General features: G+C 34.8%; 14 protein-coding genes. 11 read left to right on the top strand and 3 right to left on the bottom strand.

Going from position 1 to position 16539, the window contains the following annotated elements; all coding sequences use genetic code 11:
* The first annotated feature begins 83 nt into the window (after window positions 1–83).
* Window positions 84–1715 carry a putative polysaccharide biosynthesis protein gene (locus GMB29_RS21290; protein ID WP_136352096.1) on the top strand — a complete coding sequence of 544 codons (1632 nt, stop codon included), beginning with the start codon at window positions 84–86 and terminating at the stop codon, window positions 1713–1715.
* A 98-nt stretch (window positions 1716–1813) separates the two neighbouring features.
* Window positions 1814–2542 (top strand): pseudouridine synthase, encoded by a 729-nt coding sequence (locus GMB29_RS21285; RefSeq protein WP_136352095.1) that lies wholly within the window; start codon window positions 1814–1816, stop codon window positions 2540–2542.
* A gap of 196 nt (window positions 2543–2738) precedes the next feature.
* On the opposite strand, the gene GMB29_RS21280 is transcribed toward GMB29_RS21285, so the two are convergent.
* Window positions 2739–2960: a DeoR family transcriptional regulator gene (locus tag GMB29_RS21280; protein ID WP_136352094.1), complete on the bottom strand. Its 222-nt coding sequence runs from the start codon at window positions 2958–2960 to the stop codon at window positions 2739–2741.
* A gap of 765 nt (window positions 2961–3725) precedes the next feature.
* Here GMB29_RS21280 and map point away from each other — a divergent pair.
* Window positions 3726–4472 (top strand): type I methionyl aminopeptidase, encoded by a 747-nt coding sequence (gene map / locus GMB29_RS21275; RefSeq protein ID WP_136352093.1) that lies wholly within the window; start codon window positions 3726–3728, stop codon window positions 4470–4472.
* 503 nt (window positions 4473–4975) lie between these two features.
* On the opposite strand, the gene GMB29_RS21270 is transcribed toward map, so the two are convergent.
* Entirely contained in the window at window positions 4976–6280 is a 1305-nt protein-coding gene (locus GMB29_RS21270) for an NCS2 family permease (protein WP_136352092.1), read from the bottom strand.
* 270 nt (window positions 6281–6550) lie between these two features.
* On the opposite strand from GMB29_RS21270, the gene pepV reads away from it, so the two are divergent.
* Together pepV and GMB29_RS21260 are read left to right on the top strand one after the other, a co-directional pair.
* Window positions 6551–7951, top strand: a complete 1401-nt coding sequence (gene pepV, locus GMB29_RS21265) for a dipeptidase PepV (RefSeq protein WP_136352091.1) — start codon at window positions 6551–6553, stop codon at window positions 7949–7951.
* Between the two features lie 165 nt (window positions 7952–8116).
* The gene (locus GMB29_RS21260; protein WP_136352090.1) at window positions 8117–8770 is read left to right on the top strand and encodes a YdeI/OmpD-associated family protein; all 654 of its coding nucleotides are present in this window, start codon (window positions 8117–8119) and stop codon (window positions 8768–8770) included.
* Window positions 8771–8939: 169 nt separating this feature from the next.
* Here the strand turns inward: GMB29_RS21260 and cysK are convergent, their stop codons facing one another.
* The gene (gene cysK, locus GMB29_RS21255; RefSeq protein ID WP_136352089.1) at window positions 8940–9869 is read right to left on the bottom strand and encodes a cysteine synthase A; all 930 of its coding nucleotides are present in this window, start codon (window positions 9867–9869) and stop codon (window positions 8940–8942) included.
* 188 nt (window positions 9870–10057) lie between these two features.
* Between cysK and thpR the strand changes: the two genes are divergently transcribed.
* The 6 genes from thpR (at window position 10058) to pulA (ending at window position 16189) form a co-directional block, all read left to right on the top strand.
* Window positions 10058–10633: an RNA 2',3'-cyclic phosphodiesterase gene (gene thpR / locus GMB29_RS21250; protein WP_136352088.1), complete on the top strand. Its 576-nt coding sequence runs from the start codon at window positions 10058–10060 to the stop codon at window positions 10631–10633.
* Window positions 10634–11020, top strand: coding sequence for a CidA/LrgA family protein (locus tag GMB29_RS21245; protein ID WP_136352087.1), 387 nt, complete (start codon window positions 10634–10636; stop codon window positions 11018–11020).
* Complete coding sequence (locus tag GMB29_RS21240; protein ID WP_196305202.1) at window positions 11017–11703, top strand: LrgB family protein; 687 nt, start codon at window positions 11017–11019, stop codon at window positions 11701–11703. Before GMB29_RS21245 ends, GMB29_RS21240 begins: the two co-directional genes overlap by 4 nt.
* A 238-nt stretch (window positions 11704–11941) precedes the next feature.
* Window positions 11942–12898 carry a nuclease-related domain-containing protein gene (locus GMB29_RS21235; protein WP_136352086.1) on the top strand — a complete coding sequence of 319 codons (957 nt, stop codon included), beginning with the start codon at window positions 11942–11944 and terminating at the stop codon, window positions 12896–12898.
* 205 nt (window positions 12899–13103) lie between these two features.
* Window positions 13104–14036, top strand: a complete 933-nt coding sequence (locus GMB29_RS21230; RefSeq protein ID WP_136352085.1) for a diacylglycerol/lipid kinase family protein — start codon at window positions 13104–13106, stop codon at window positions 14034–14036.
* A gap of 26 nt (window positions 14037–14062) precedes the next feature.
* Window positions 14063–16189, top strand: a complete 2127-nt coding sequence (gene pulA / locus GMB29_RS21225) for a type I pullulanase (protein ID WP_136352084.1) — start codon at window positions 14063–14065, stop codon at window positions 16187–16189.
* Window positions 16190–16539 lie beyond the last annotated feature (350 nt).

Raw genomic sequence — 16539 nt, 5'->3', positions numbered from 1 at the left:
ATAGACAAACTGTGGAATAAGCTTAGGTTTGTGGTAAAATAGAAAAGTTGAATCTTCATAGAGAAGAATGGTGAACTAAAATCATGTCAAATAATTTATTAAGAGGAACGTTTGTTTTAACGTTAGGTACATATCTATCGAGAATATTAGGGATGATTTATATTATTCCATTTGCAGCAATGATTGGAACAGAAGGTGGGGCTTTGTACCAAACAGGGTATGCCCAATATGCAATCTTTCTAAGTATTGCAACAGCTGGTTTTCCAGCTGCTGTATCTAAATTTGTATCAAAATACAATGCAATCGGTGATTATCAAACGAGCAGGCGAATGTTTAAAGCTGGAATAGTGGTGATGCTTGCAACTGGTTTTATAGCATTTGCACTGTTATATTTTTTCGCTCCATTTCTTGCAAAAAGTGCACTTACAGAAAGTACGCAAAGCAGTATAACGATTGATGATGCGATTTTAGTCATTCGAATGGTTAGTATAGCCCTTATTGTTGTGCCATTAATGAGTTTAATTCGCGGTTTTTTTCAAGGACATCAATCAATGGGACCGACTGCTGTCTCACAAGTTATTGAGCAGCTTGTTAGGATTGTTTTTTTACTAGGAGCAACCTATCTCATTATAAATGTTTTAAAGGGCGGTATGGTTTTAGCAGTTGGATATGCAACATTTGCTGCTTTTGTTGGAGCTATCGGTGGTATGCTTGTCCTTATTTATTATTGGATGAAGCGTAAGCATACATTATTAGCTTTACAAGAAAATAAAGTGATAACCCAGCAGAAACCTCTTAGTGAAATGTTTAAAGAAGTATTTAGCTATGCAGGCCCATTCGTGTTTGTTGGCTTAGCAATACCAATTTATAATTATATTGATACGAATACATTTAATCGCTCAATGTATGATGCAGGGTATTCAGAGAATGTTACGATCGCAATGTTTAGTGTATTGCTTCTTTACGTTCCGAAGCTTGTTATGATACCAGTATCATTAGCAACAGCATTTGGATTAACCCTTATTCCTTCAATCACAGATTCATTTACAAATAATAATCGCGCATTATTACATAAACAAATTGATCAAACATTTCAAATCATTATGTTGTTAACATTACCTGCTGTGGTAGGCATGTCTGTGTTGGCAGGACCTGCTTATACGATATTTTATTATGGTAATTCCGAAGATATCGGGACATCGATTTTAATGTGGTATGCCCCTGTTGCACTACTATTCTCACTATTTACAGTCAATGCGGCAATACTACAAGGAATTAATAAGCAAAAGCTGGCTGTTATTAGTCTTGTAATAGGTATCATTGTAAAGCTAGCACTGAATACACCACTTATTCAAATGTTTCAAGGAGTAGGCTCTATTCTTGCTACAGCAGCTGGATATACGGTTTCATTACTTTACGGATTTGCAATGATAAAACGTCATTCGGGATACTCGTTTAGGCTGTTTATTAAACGAACAATTCTAATGACAATCTTAACAATATTTATGGGGCTCACTGTTTCAGTCTTTCATTCGATCTTAAGTATATTTATTAATTATCAGGATGGAATGATTGAGTCAGCTATTGTTGTTGGTGCTTCAGTAGTTGTGGGCGGTGCTGTATATATATACTTAGCTTACAGATCTCATTTGTTAGAAAAAGTTTTAGGTAATCGTTTAAAACGATTCCTGCCCGGCAGTCGTGCGAATGGCTAGGTTATAAAATAGGCAAACAGGAAAATATAGTAATGGTTAAAGCTCGGTGTAAGCCGGGTTTTTTTCATAAATGATATTAAAGAACGTTGGTGGAAGTAATGAGAATTGATAAATTATTAGCAAATATAGGGTTTGGAAGTCGTAAAGATGTTAAGAAGATGTTGAAAACCGGTGTTGTAAAAGCTGATGGTGAGATCATCAAAGATCCAAAAACACATGTTAATCCTGAGGAACAGAATGTAACAGTGAACGGGGAAAAAATTGAATACAAAGAATTTGTTTATTTACTAATGAACAAGCCTGCCGGATACTTATCAGCTACTGAAGATGAGTTCCAAGAAACAGTACTTGATTTGCTAGAAATGGAAGATGCTGTTTATCAGCCTTTCCCTGTTGGAAGGCTTGATAAAGATACAGAAGGGCTATTACTGTTAACAAATGATGGTCAGCTTTCACATCAATTGTTATCTCCTAAAAAGCATGTACCTAAAACGTATTTTGCTGTCATATTAGGTGAGGTGACTGAAGAAGATAGTAAAGCATTTAGTAAGGGCGTTGAGTTAGACGACGGTTATGTGACTAAGCCGGCTAAGCTTGAAATATTATCCTCAGGTAATCAATCAACGATACATATTACGATTACAGAGGGAAAATACCATCAAGTAAAACGAATGTTTGAAGCAGTCGGAAAAAAAGTTACATATTTGAAAAGAATTTCAATGGGGCCAATAATTTTAGATGAAGAGGAATTAAAAATAGGTGAATATCGTGAATTAACTGAGGATGAGATTGAAGCATTAAGACAAGCCCAACCAATTGATTTATAAAAAAATCTTTGTCAGCCCCGATGTGCACAATCCGGCATAAATTAGTGCCCTACTTGGTTTTCCAGTACTTGTTGTCATTTGCTACGGGGCTATAGGCGCTTAATTAAACGATTATAAAGTATACTTTCATCTCAAAAAAGAGGAACCTTCAATTGAAGGTTCTTTATGTATAATCTGTTATTTTCACGTTCATTTCTTACGAAGTCAATTTAACTTTTTTCTTTGTAGTGGCCCATTTACCTCTTGTTGGGCTGTGAACCAAATCGTTATACGCTAACACATTTAAATCTCTTTGTATTGTTCTCGGAGTAATACCAAATTCATCAACAAGTTGCTGTGTGGTCACAGTTCCCCTTTCATTAATAAACATGTAGACTGATTTGATTCTGGTTAGCATACGGTTTGTTGAAGGTTTCAAAAAACCACTCCTTATCGTTTGATCGTACCTGGCAATGCCTACTACAACCTTTCGATGACTGCAACTTCAGATTTCACTTCGTACATATATTTAATGATACGGTAAACGCTACAACAATATCTTACACGATTTCGACACTAACAATCCAGAAAAAAGATTAAATTTACATAATATTAACATTTTTGTCTTAAAAAATATCTACTTTTTCTATCTTTAGATTTTGAGTCGATTTCACAACGTTCATTAACTAAATACATCACCCACCTTATTTCAATCGTCTTCATCGAATCGATGATGTTCTCCGTGGTTCAGCAAGCTCAATTTCTAATTTCCCGGATATTTCTTCATAAACACGCGTGTACTTTGCACAATAAATCTATATGATGTTTATTCTGAATAGTATGACAATAAACTCAAAAATTATGAATCTTTTTCTTTATATGATCTTATCAAAGGAGAATGAGGGGAAACAAAATGGCTATTTTTCCAACTAATGATGTGAGCACTTGATTCATCAAGTATCTTATTAATATTTCCTTTAACGAATCATTTTATGTTTTGTGTGTTTCTTTTGTTTGCGATATATCTATATTATTATTAAAGCAACTAAATATCCTGCATGTAGTATTTGTATGACAGGAGAGTCAACTTGGTAAATGATTTTTCTATGGCAGATAGAGCTTTCATTTTTAAAAGTTGCCTTTTCAATGGTATGCTTATTTATACATTTTATTTACACATATAGGTAATCGGAGGGGAAATGGTTTGATTATTTTAAAAAGTAAACGAGAAATAGAATTAATGCAAAAAGCAGGTCAATTATTGGCAAATTGTCATAAAGAGATCGCAAAAAAAATAAAACCTGGTGTAACAACTTTGGAAATAGATCATTTTGTTGAATCGTATTTAAAAAAGCATGGCGCAACAGCTGAACAAAAGGGATATAAAGGTTACCAATACGCTACATGTGCTTCGATAAATGATGAAATCTGCCACGGGTTTCCGCGAAATACCCCGTTAAAAAATGGTGACATTGTCACAATTGATATGGTGGTAAATTTAAATGGTGCCCTTGCAGATTCTGCCTGGACATATGCTGTTGGTGATGTTTCATCTGAAACTCTCCGATTGCTACAGGTGACAAAAGAATCCTTATATCGAGCAATCGAAAAAGCAAAAGTAGGGACTCGACTAGGTGATATTGGTCATGCCATTCAGTCTTATGTTGAGGGAGAAGGATTTTCGGTCGTTAGAGATTTTACTGGTCATGGAATCGGCAGATCCATACATGAACCCCCAACCATCCTTCATTACGGAGAACCAAACAGAGGTTTACGATTAAAAGAAGGAATGGTCATCACGATCGAACCAATGGTGAATGTTGGTGCATGGCAATCAAAGATGGATGATAATGGTTGGACGGCAAGAACGATTGACGGGAAATTATCTGCACAATTTGAGCATACCATTGCAATTACAAAGGATGGTCCAATTGTATTAACAAAGCAATAATTCATTTATCTTTCTCATGATTATATATATAACTTAAAAATAAGAAACAACCTTACATTTTTATGTTAAAGGTTGTTTTTTTATTGATTTTTAGTCATTACTCCTACTTGCTGAGAATGCGGAAAATAGTAAATTTTCAGAAATTACGTTAGATAATATAACAATAAATGTGAATTTTCTTGATGCTAATAGTATATTAAAAACAAATCAATAGGAAGGGAAGGAAAAATATGAAACTGATGTCGATCAATAACTTAATTAAAAATACCTCATGTAGCCTCGAAATAATCTATCTGTACCTGCTTTTCTTTCTAGTAGAGTTAGAAACGATTACTGAGAATCTAATTAAAATTAGGTAGCTATGTTTGTAACATTACTCTCTTAAGAAAGAGTGAATAAATAAATATCCCCAATTTTGAAAATTTCCTATGATGGTTTTAATAAAGTCAGTCTAAATGATAGAAGGAAAAAAGGAGAACGACAATAAGTCGTCCTCCTTTTAGTTAATGTCCACCTATAAATACAAGTTGTATGAAAAATAGAATAGCGAAAATATAAACGAAGAGATGAACTTCTTTCCATTTACCTTTTGCAATCTTCATTAATGGATATGAAATAAAACCAAGAGCAATACCAGTAGCAATACTTGATGTTAAGGGCATTGTTAATACAACAAGAAAGGCAGGGAATGCTTCATCAAGTTCTTTCCAGTTAATCTCTGCGATAGATCCCATCATTAAGCTACCAACAATAATTAAGGCAGGGGCAGTAATGGCTGAAATGCCAGAAACTGCACCAATTAAGGGACTGAAGAAAAGTGTTAATCCAAACAGGATAGAAACTGTTACAGTAGTTAATCCTGTTCTTCCACCTGCAGCAACACCTGCAGATGACTCAATATATGCACTGGTAGGACTTGTCCCAAACATAGCTCCCACCGTTGTAGCAGCTGAATCAGCTAATAAAGCAGTACGAGCCTTCGGAAGTTCATTCCCTCTCATTAATCCTGCCTGTTGTGCAACACCGATCATTGTCCCTGTTGTATCAAAAATGGTTACCATTAGAAATGAAAAGACGACAGTATATAATCCGTGTGTGATCACATCTCCAAAAGCAGTGAAAGGATTTGCGATAATAATCCCTTCTGGGAGGCTAGGTAGAGAAACGAAGCCATCTTTAAATTCTAGTTGTCCTGTAAAAAAGGCAATAATCCCTGTAATAATCATTCCAATGAATAATGCACCAGGTATATTCATCGTCATTAGCACTAAAGTTGCGGCAAGACCAAAGATAGCTAATACAACTGGTGGTGAAGAAAGGTCCCCTAAAGCTACTAGGTTTGTAGGATCTGCCGTTACAATCCCAGTTAAGCGAAGACCAATAAAAGCAATAAATAGACCAATTCCAGCTGTTATACCATGCTTTAGATTATTAGGAATAGCTTCTATTAGCTTTTTGCGGAAAGGTGTTAATGATAATAGAATGAAAATGATTCCAGCAACAAAAACAGCAGAAAAAGCTGTTGTATAGGAAATATTTTCATTTGCTCCGACAACTGAATAGGCAAAATAAGCGTTTAAACCCATTCCTGGGGCAATTGCAATTGGATAATTAGCTGATAAGGCCATCCAGAGTGTACCTATAATTGTTGCAATAATTGTTGCAGTAAATACTTGATCAAAAGGTACTCCTGCATCTGCTAAAATAATCGGGTTAACGACGACAATATAAACCATTGTTAAGAAAGTCGTAAGTCCTGCAATCATCTCAGTTCTTACGTTCGTATTGTTTTCAGTTAATTTAAACATATGTACCTCCAGTTTTTTACGAACATTGATTCAAAACCTTTCTAATATTATTCGTTTTTTATTTATATTGCAATAGTTTTTTTGAAAATTAATCATCGTTCAATCCTTTAAAACTGGATTTGCATGTGAATGATTGATTATCCTATTATATTATGTGTTTTGAGCAGGTAAATTAAATATAGAAGAAAACATTCAAACTTTAATCTAGCTGGTGTGTTTGGTATGTTAATAAAGTATAGAAAAATTTTCATGATAGGAGGAGGCTGCATAATGAATTGGAAAGCTGAAGTAGAAAAAAGAAAAGACGATATCATAAAGGATACACAAGCTTATCTTAGAATAAAAAGTGTCTTAGACGAAGACACAGTATCTCAGGTTGCTCCATTTGGTGAAGGAATAAATGAAGCATTCCTTCATTTATTACAATTAGGTGAAGATTCTGGTTTTACGGTTAAAAATCTTGATGGGTATGCTGGTCATATAGAATTAACGGGAAGCAGCGATGAAATTGTAGGTGTTCTTTGTCATGTTGATGTTGTTCCTGAAGGTGATGGTTGGACTAGTGATCCTTACGGAGCGGAAATAAGAGACGGTAAGATTTTTGCTCGCGGAGCGTTAGACGACAAGGGTCCAACGATTGCTGCCTTATATGCGATGAAAATTGTAAAAGATCTTGCAGAACCTTTAACGAAAAATGTACGTATGATCATTGGGACAGATGAGGAAAGTGAATGGCGTTGTGTTGATCATTATTTTAAACTTGAAAAAATGCCAACTGTAGGATTTGCACCAGATGCAGACTTCCCGATCATTTTTGCTGAGAAAGGCATTATTGATGCTACATTCATACAAACACCAATACCTTCTAATAAAAAAGGAAATGTTATGCTTCACTCCTTTCATTCGGGAAGACGTTTTAACATGGTTCCTGATTTTGCAGAAGCGACGATAACAATTACAACTAATGATCATTCAGATGTTTCTCAATTATTTAAAGAATACATAAATGAAACGAAATCGAAAGGCAATTATCAGTTTGAAGGTGAAAGGCTTAAATTAACAATTGAGGGCATTTCAGCACATGCAATGGAACCGAATAATGGCAGAAATGCAGGTATTTTATTGGCGGGATTTTTAAATAAGCTTAAACTAGATTCACAAGGTCTGCATTATATTAATATGATTGTTGATGTATTCGAAGGGGATACACGCGGGAAAAATCTTAATATTGCCTATTCTGATGAAATCAGTGGAGAGTTAACTGTAAATCTTGGTGTGATGTCATACACTGAAGCGTCAGGTGGCCAATTAGGAATTAATATTCGTTTTCCGGTTACAGGGAATGCAGATCAAATCAAAAAGGGCTTTTCAAATCTAAAGGGTTTTAAAATAAAAACATTTGAAGTTTCAGAACCACATCATGTTGATAAAAAGCATCCTCTGATACAAACGTTGCAAAAAGTATATGAAGAGCAAACAGGCGAAAAGGCTGAACTAATTTCAATCGGAGGCGGAACTTATGCTAGATCTCTCGAAGCAGGTGTTGCATTTGGGCCTCTATTTCCAGGAAGACCAGATATTGCCCATCAAAAGGATGAATATATGATAATTGAAGATCTTTTAAAAGCAACTGCGATTTATGCTCAAGCCATCTATGAACTAGCAAAATAATGTTTTGAAAAGAAATCTTTCTTTTCTCACATAATAAATTTGGTACACCACAAGAACCAAACTAAAGATGACTTGAATTTTTGTGTCTTCAAATTCAGTTATAGTCAAACTAGTATGAAAGAAATAATTTTCAATTGCAATAAATAATAATATTAGGAGTCAATCATGACAATAATTGATAAATTAAAACTAAATAAGTATACAAATATGGCTATAATCAATCAACCGAGCGACTATGATATTTTTCCTAAAAACATGACTTCTCTATCTAAAGATCATGATGCCATTTTTATTTTTGTTAAAACAATTGATGAAATGATTACCCATACACAATTTATCATGAATAATGATCAAGTGTTACTTGAGAAAGGCTATCTATTTTTCGCATACCCTAAAAAAGGAAATACTCGCTATGATACATTTGTTCACAGAGATGAAATATTTCCAGCAATGAAAGTTGGGGAGGATGGGTATGTTGGAACTAGCGATATTAAGTTTGCGCGTATGGTAAGCATGGATGATGTCTTTACTGTTGTTGGCTTAAAGCGTGAAAAAAAGAAAGAAAAGAAAATGACGGCTGCGAGCCAATGTGTTGCAGATTATGAGGACAATGTTAAAGATATTGAAGCACTATTAGCCGATCATCCAAATGAGCTTAAGTTTTATCAAAGTTTAACACCGGGCTATCAAAAGGACTGGGCACGTTACATATTTTCGGCAAAGCAACAACAGACACGTGATAAGCGTCACATACAAATGGTTGATATCCTGTCTCAGGAATATAAAACACTTGATTTGTACCGTCAGAAGAAGAAATAATCACTCGGTCATAATTAATACGGCAACTTTCGAGGATTGCTGTAAGTTGAATTGCATATGCAACATAAAAAGGATAGATAATTTGCTGAAAATATTCAGTGTTATCTATCCTTTTCTTTAGTTTTCTAGTCACTGCATAATAATCGTGAGGTTGTATCTATAACTAATTTTAATAGTCAAAAACGTCACTTGATAAATATCGTTCTCCAGTGTCAGCTATCATACAAACAACAACATCATTTTTTGTTAATCTATTTGCTACTTCAATCGCGGCATAACATGCTGCACCTGAAGATGGTCCAACTAAGATACCTTCTTCTCTTGCTAATCTTCTTGTCATCTCATAGGCTTGATCATCTTCGATTTTCAGTATTTCATCGTATACTTTTTCATTTAAGATAGATGGAATAAAGCCAGGGCTTGTACCAACTAATTTATGTTTGCCTGGTTTCCCACCTGAAAGGACTGGTGATCCCGCGGGTTCTACAACATGGACATGTAAATCCTTATAATATTCCTTTAATGATTCTCCAGTACCTGTTATTGTCCCACCTGTACCAGCAGTCGCAACAAACGCTGAAAGAGACTTACCAAGTTCATTCATTGCATCAATAATTTCTTTTGCTGTTGTAAGACGGTGTGCGTCTGGATTTGCACGATTTTCGAATTGCATCGGAATAAATGCATTTGGGATCTCTTTTGACAGCTGTTCGGCTTTTCTAATTGAGCCTTGCATCTTTTCATCTCCAGGGGTTAGGATTACCTCTGCACCATATGCTTTCAGTAAGTTAACCCGCTCCTGTGTCATTGTATCAGGCATCACAAGAATTGCTTTATATCCACGAGCAGCAGCATTCATAGCAATTCCTATACCAGTATTGCCACTAGTTGGTTCAATAATTGTAGAATTTGGTGTTAATAAACCTTGTTTTTCTGCTTCAATAATCATATTATAAGCAGCTCGATCTTTTACACTTCCACTTGGATTAAAATATTCAAGTTTTACGTATATATCTGCTCCGTCCTTAGGGTTTAAACGGTTTAATTTTACTATTGGAGTATTGCCAATAAGTTCGGCAATGTTGTTTACAACCTTCATTCTTTCACTTCCCTTTAGAATTCCTGTGCCTTTTTACTTTATATAAAAATCATACCATACCACTATCAAAAATCAATTTGATCGAATGGATATAGCGCGATGTAGATAATTTACATGTTTAGCTTTTTTTTTGATAGAATAAATGAGTGAAACCTTCTTATTCGTCATAATACTTAGGGGGCAAACATATGAAGCATAATACTCATTATTTTATTGCAGTGCCAATTGAGAAAGAACAACAAACAATTATACAAAATTGGTTGGCAACAAAAAAGGATAAACTACCTTTTCAGTCATGGGTTCATCAAAATGATTATCATATTACGTTAGCTTTTTTAGGGCATGTTGATTCGAACCACTTATTAAAACAATTATCTGAACGTATTAATAATAAAATGGAAAATATTCAGCCTTTTATACTTTCATTAAAAGATATGAACGTTTTTGGCAGAAGTGATGCGCCGAGGATATTTTGGGCTGGAGTAGAAGACTCAATCTCCCTCGATCATTTGCAGAGTGAAGTTTTTCAAGCCTGTACTGAAATAGGTTTTACACTTGATTCAAAACCGTTCCGTCCGCATATCACTCTTGCTAGACGGTGGAAATCAGAAAGGCCCTTTGAAAAAACCGAGGAGTTTCAGCAAGCATTTTCCAATATTCAAGCTCCCTTTCGTGTTAACAAAATTCACCTTTATCGTACACATCTTGATCGTTCACCTAAATATGAAGCAATAGAAGTATTTCCATTGCAAGGAGAACAATAAATGAAATATGTAAAAATGAGCCTGCAAATTTTCTGTTTATATATTATTTATCGAATCGGTGTCATAATTCAATCACTAGCAGATCTGCCCATTCCGGGCAGTATTATAGGGATGATTCTTTTATTTGGAGCGTTGTATTTTAAAGTAGTGAAGAGAGAATGGTTTTCGCTTGGAAGCACACTCCTTTTAAAGCAGCTCCCATTATTTTTTATTCCCGCAACAGTTGGGGTTATTGAATATCTTGATCTTTTTAAAGGTAGTGGTCTGATCACAATTGGAATAGCACTGATAAGTACACTTGTTGTTATGATCGTTTCATCATTTATGAGTGATTCTTTATTAGCGAAAGATACTGAAGTTAGTAAGGATAAGGGGTTACAATTATGACGTTGATTTTTTCTATATTTCTAATTGGAATAACAATCACAATGTTTATTCTAATGAAGAATTTATATGGGCGCTTTCCCCATCCACTATTAGTTCCTGTTTTTACAACAACGGTTATACTTGTATGTATTTTACTTGTTACGAAGACTTCTTACAGCACATACATGGGTGGTGCAAAATGGATTAATGAGCTGTTAGGACCAGCTATTGTGGCATTTGCGCTTCCTCTATATGATCATCGAGAAATCTTAAAGAAAAATGGGGTAACGATTTTATTGAGTGTGTTTGTCGGGTCGATTGTTGGAATGAGTAGTGGGATCGTACTAGGGATTATTAGTCATATTAATAAGGAACTTATCTTTTCACTAGCTCCTAAATCTGTCACAACACCAATCGCAATGGAGATCAGCGAAATGGTCGGTGGTACACCTGCTCTTGCGGCTGTGTATGTTATGGTAGCTGGGATTTCTGGAGCGATGTTTGGTCCATATTTAATGAAGTTATTAAATATAAAACATCCTATTTCAAAAGGAATCGGCTTTGGTACAGCATCACATGCAATCGGTACATCGAGAGCATTGGAAATGGGTACGGCCGAAGGGGCAATTAGTTCTATTGCGATGACATTAAGTGCAATTATGACAAGTTTTATTTGTCCATTGATTTTGTCATTTATCTATTAAAAATAAGGCTCTTTTCTAAGAGATTGTTGCTTTTAAAACGAAAACTATTTAAGGTTGATTGGAGCAGAGGGACAGGTGAGACTCATTCAGGTGTTTACGCCGAGGAGGCTCACCGCCCGCCCTGCTAAAAAGCGAGCATCCTCTCGCTGTAATCAACCATACCACACTACTTGGTAAATAGAAGTTTGTAAAAACAGCCAAAAATAAAGATGCATAACTAGTAGGAGCTGATAAGCTTTTGGCGCAATTAATTAAACTTTACGATTATATTTCTCGATATGAACTTGATGCCTACCGTTATCCAAGTCAATTTATTCGGTTAAAAAGACAGCAGTGGGAAAAAGTGCTACGGTCATGGGAGAATAATGCCTTTCACTCATTGATGAAGACTAATCAACCTGCCGTCCAATATCAAGAATTAAGTCAAGAAAAAAATAACCTCTTTAAAAAAATCAAAAATAAAATGACACATAAAGAAACAGTTGAAGCACCTGTTATTGAACCTCTGATAAATGAAGCAGTTCTTGAGGATGAGGAGCTCCAATTCCAATTTACAACAATCCCAAAAACAGTAGATGATCTTAAGCATTTATTTTTAGATTATATTTTTAACTTTCAGATAAGGTGGGCAAGCTCAACTCTTCGAGAAAAATCATCGGTTGATAAAGCAATCTATAGAGATCGTTTATTACGTTATTTTATGCAACGTCTTCCTGATCACTATTTAATGCTCTATCGACCTGTCTTTCAATTGAAAAATGCTCCTGTTGAACTTGATCTTCTGTTGATTGGGACAACCGAGATCTACTGTATAACACTTGTTGAGCAGCAAGATGAAACGGTTTTTACAGGAACAAAAGAAAGGTTTTGGATCGCTAGAAAAGGAGATCACAAGAAAAAGCTGTTAAACCCGTTAATCAGCCTTAATCGGACTGGAACAGTTGTACAAAAATTGATTTCAGCAGGCGATGTTGATATTCCGGTAAAAAAACTAATGATTAGTCGGAATGGTTATATTGATTACCCTTATGCTCCCTATGACATTACGATTTTAGATAAACGGAATTATAATGATTGGTTTCAGCGTTTACGAAATTCATCAGCCCCTTTGAAGCACATTCAATTAAAAGCTGCACAGGTATTGCTTTCTCATTGTTTAACAAATTCTTATTATCGTAAGGAATGGAACGAATGATTGGGTAAAAGGAATGATTTATAACCAAGATTAAGTGCTTGGAACTGTCTCGCCGTATAAGCCAATCAGGAATTGAAGGTAAAGGCGCGGCCTTTTATTTCTGATCGTCTTATGGTTGTCTGAGCTTTCAACAAGGTACTTCTGCTATTAATATGAACACAATAAAGACACGTACATAATATGAAAATATAATGGGGCATAAATAATGAATGGACTATTTTTTATCATTAACCCTGCTGCAGGTCATGGTAAAGCGAAAAAAGTTTGGAATAAAGTGAAGAAAGAGCTTACGAGAAAGAAAGTTTCATATCGTTCTTTTTATACTGAATACCATGGTCATGCAGAAATTCTTGCAAGACAAGTTGCAACACTACAGAATTATCATTTGAAAACGATTATCGGTGTGGGTGGAGATGGAACAATCAATGAAATTGTAAATGGGTTAAGTACATTTTCTAATATACAAATAGGGTTTATTAATGCAGGAAGTGGGAATGACTTTTCAAGAGGATTTCAGCTGCCAACTCATCCGGTTAAGGAAATCAGGGATATATTACTGAAATTGAAAAAACCATTACAGAAATTCTACCTTGGAAACTTCCGTTTAGAAGGGAAGAAAAATGGTCATTATTTTATAAAGAGCATACAGATTGGCTTATATGCAGAGGTCAAAGAGGCATTAAAAAGTAATGTGAATAATAAGCTCATGGCCAGGCTGCACTTGGAGTATATGGGATTTATTATTTCATTAGTAAAGGTGTTATCATATTACCAACCGTTTACATTGTTTGTGAAAGTGGATGGTGAGCTTTCTACCTACCAAAATGTATGGTTCATTTCAATATTAAATATAGCTAATTATCATGGGAGAATGAAAATCGCTTCAAATGCAAAACCAACTGATGGAAATTTAGATGTGACTATTGTAAGCAACATAAGTCGATGGAAACTTTTTAAATTAATTGCTTTAAATAATAGCAGTAAAAAAATGAAGGCTGAATCAATTGAGACCTTCGCATGCAAGTCAATTACCATTCATTCTGAAAGCCCTTTACTAGTTCAAGCTGATGGAGAAATGATTGGAGAGAGTCCGGTTTTAGTTTCAATTCAAAAAGACCGAGTGGCTCTTATTAAATAACAGACGCTCAGTTGGGGGTGGCTAGATTGCTAAAAATAAGCAGGCAATTTGAAGCTTTTTTAGATCGAATAGATGAAATTGCAATTCTCATTCCAAAAGCTTTGGAAAGTCCAAATAAAGCATTTTATTTACAAATAAATCAACGTAATGAACAACTTGTCATTAAGCATAAAATGAATATTGATACACATATGAAATATATTTGTCAGCTTTCAAGTAACATACAATTTGGTCAAACTTATATGATTGTTGATGAATCCGGAAACAAAACAGATCTTCAAATTGGTGCGGTCATTCGTACAAAAGAATTTGATAAGCTATTTGAATATAGAGGAAACGATCTTGGTGCTGTTTACAGAAAAGATCAAACGATTTTTAAAGTGTGGGCTCCTACTGCAACTTTTGTTAAAGTGAGATTGTATCAACAAGACAAAAAGGAATATTGTACGCATGATATGGTGCGTTGTGAAAGAGGAACTTGGTCAATCACATTGGATGGTAATTATGAGGGATACTATTACACTTATCTTGCCTGCGTCAATTTAGTGTGGTGCGAAGTAGTAGACCCATATGCGATTGCCGTTTCAATCAATGGTGAATTTGGGGTCATAATTGATAAAGAAAAAACTAAGGTACCTCCTGTAAGGCTGCCAAGATTTGAGAATAAGACAGATGCTGTTATTTACGAAATTCATATTCGTGATTTTTCTATCCATGAAGATAGCGGAATGGTAAATAAGGGAAAATACGAAGCTTGGTTAGAGAATAATACGAAAAATAAGAATGGTGATTCAACTGGAATTTCTTATTTATCGGAACTTGGTGTCACACATATAGAATTATTGCCTGTAAATGATTTTGAAGAAGTAGATGAAGCAAAACCGCTTTCGTCTTATAACTGGGGATATAATCCACTCCATTTCTTCGCACCGGAAGGCAGCTATTCAAAGGACCCAAATGATCCTTATAAGCGAATAATCGAATTAAAGTCAGTTATCCAATCTCTTCATCAACATAATCTTAGAGTGATAATTGATGTGGTATTTAATCACGTGTATTCAAAAGAAGACTCACCATTTGAAAAATTAGTGCCAGGATATTATTTTAGATATGATGAAAATGGCTTTGCATCTAATGGTACTGGTGTCGGGAATGACCTTGCCTCAGAAAGATTAATGGTAAGAAAATTTATTGTAGATTGTGCTAGCTATTGGATAAATGAATTCGATGTGGATGGATTCCGTTTTGATCTAATGGGCATATTGGATGTAGAGACAATGAGTGAATTACAAAACAAGATTTATTCACTAAAGCCAGATGCCATTTTATTAGGTGAAGGGTGGGACTTAAATACACCATTGCCACTAGATAAGAAAGCAACAATTCATAATGCAAATAAGATCCCCTCAATTAGTTTTTTTAATGATCAGTTTCGCGATGTCATAAAAGGAAGTACATTTAGCGTTCAAGATTATGGATTTGTATATGGCAATCAAGAGAAACTTAATCAAATGAAAGGACTTATTGGTGGATCTCCAACATTGTTTACACAACCCAATCAATCGATAAATTATGTTGAATCACATGATAATCATACAATGTGGGATCGATTTCTCTCCTATTCATCAGCAGAATTGGAAGAAATAAGAAAGATGAGACATCGGTTTGCAACAAGTATAGTAATCCTTTCACAAGGTGTACCGTTCATACATGCTGGTCAGGAGTTTTTTAGGACGAAGCAAAGTGTGGAAAATAGTTATAACTCACCTGATGAAATTAATTGGCTTGATTGGAATTCTCGCTCTGTTCATAAAGAAAATGTTGAGTATGTGAAGGGTTTGATACAGCTAAGAAAACTCCATGGGGCATTTCGCTTACCCACTGCACAGTTGATAAAAAAACATTTGGCATTTAATGAGCACTATCCACAGCTTCTCAGCTATCAATTAAAGGAAGTTGATCATTTTGGCCCATGGCGTTTTATTTACGTCGTTCATAATCATCATCTCAATCATCCTATTACAATTGCCCTTCCAAATGGGAAATGGAGAATGGTTGTAAATCCGGAGAAAGTTTCCATTCATGATCCAATTGACTTAGAAAATATTATAAATATAAACAAATTAGGTACGTATGTTTTTTATAAAAACTAGGTTTTTCAGTTTTGCTTGACTAAGGTTATTATAAGAGGATAAAATTTATAAGGATGGCTATTGTGCATTTTTCAATTATCACCAATAGCGATCCTTTTTATTTCAAAATGAAGATTATTGATGATGAAATGTTAGTCTATTAGCTCAAGCGAATAATCCAGAGCCATATATTATTTTTTGCTTTCTAATAAGAATGCATCTTAGATGATGGAGGATTGACAAAGTACCTGAGCTTACTTTTGATAAATAAAATGTACTTAGTGTTCGTGTCTAGCTCCAGCGCCTAGTCCTTAAAGCATAAGCCGTTATATGAATAAGGTAAGAACCTACTATTCATCAGTGACTTAATT

This window comes from Metabacillus sediminilitoris, from assembly GCF_009720625.1.
Lineage (GTDB): Bacteria > Bacillota > Bacilli > Bacillales > Bacillaceae > Metabacillus > Metabacillus sediminilitoris.
The sequence above is the reverse complement of the archived record's forward strand: the minus strand, read 5'-3'. Positions and strand labels throughout refer to the sequence as shown.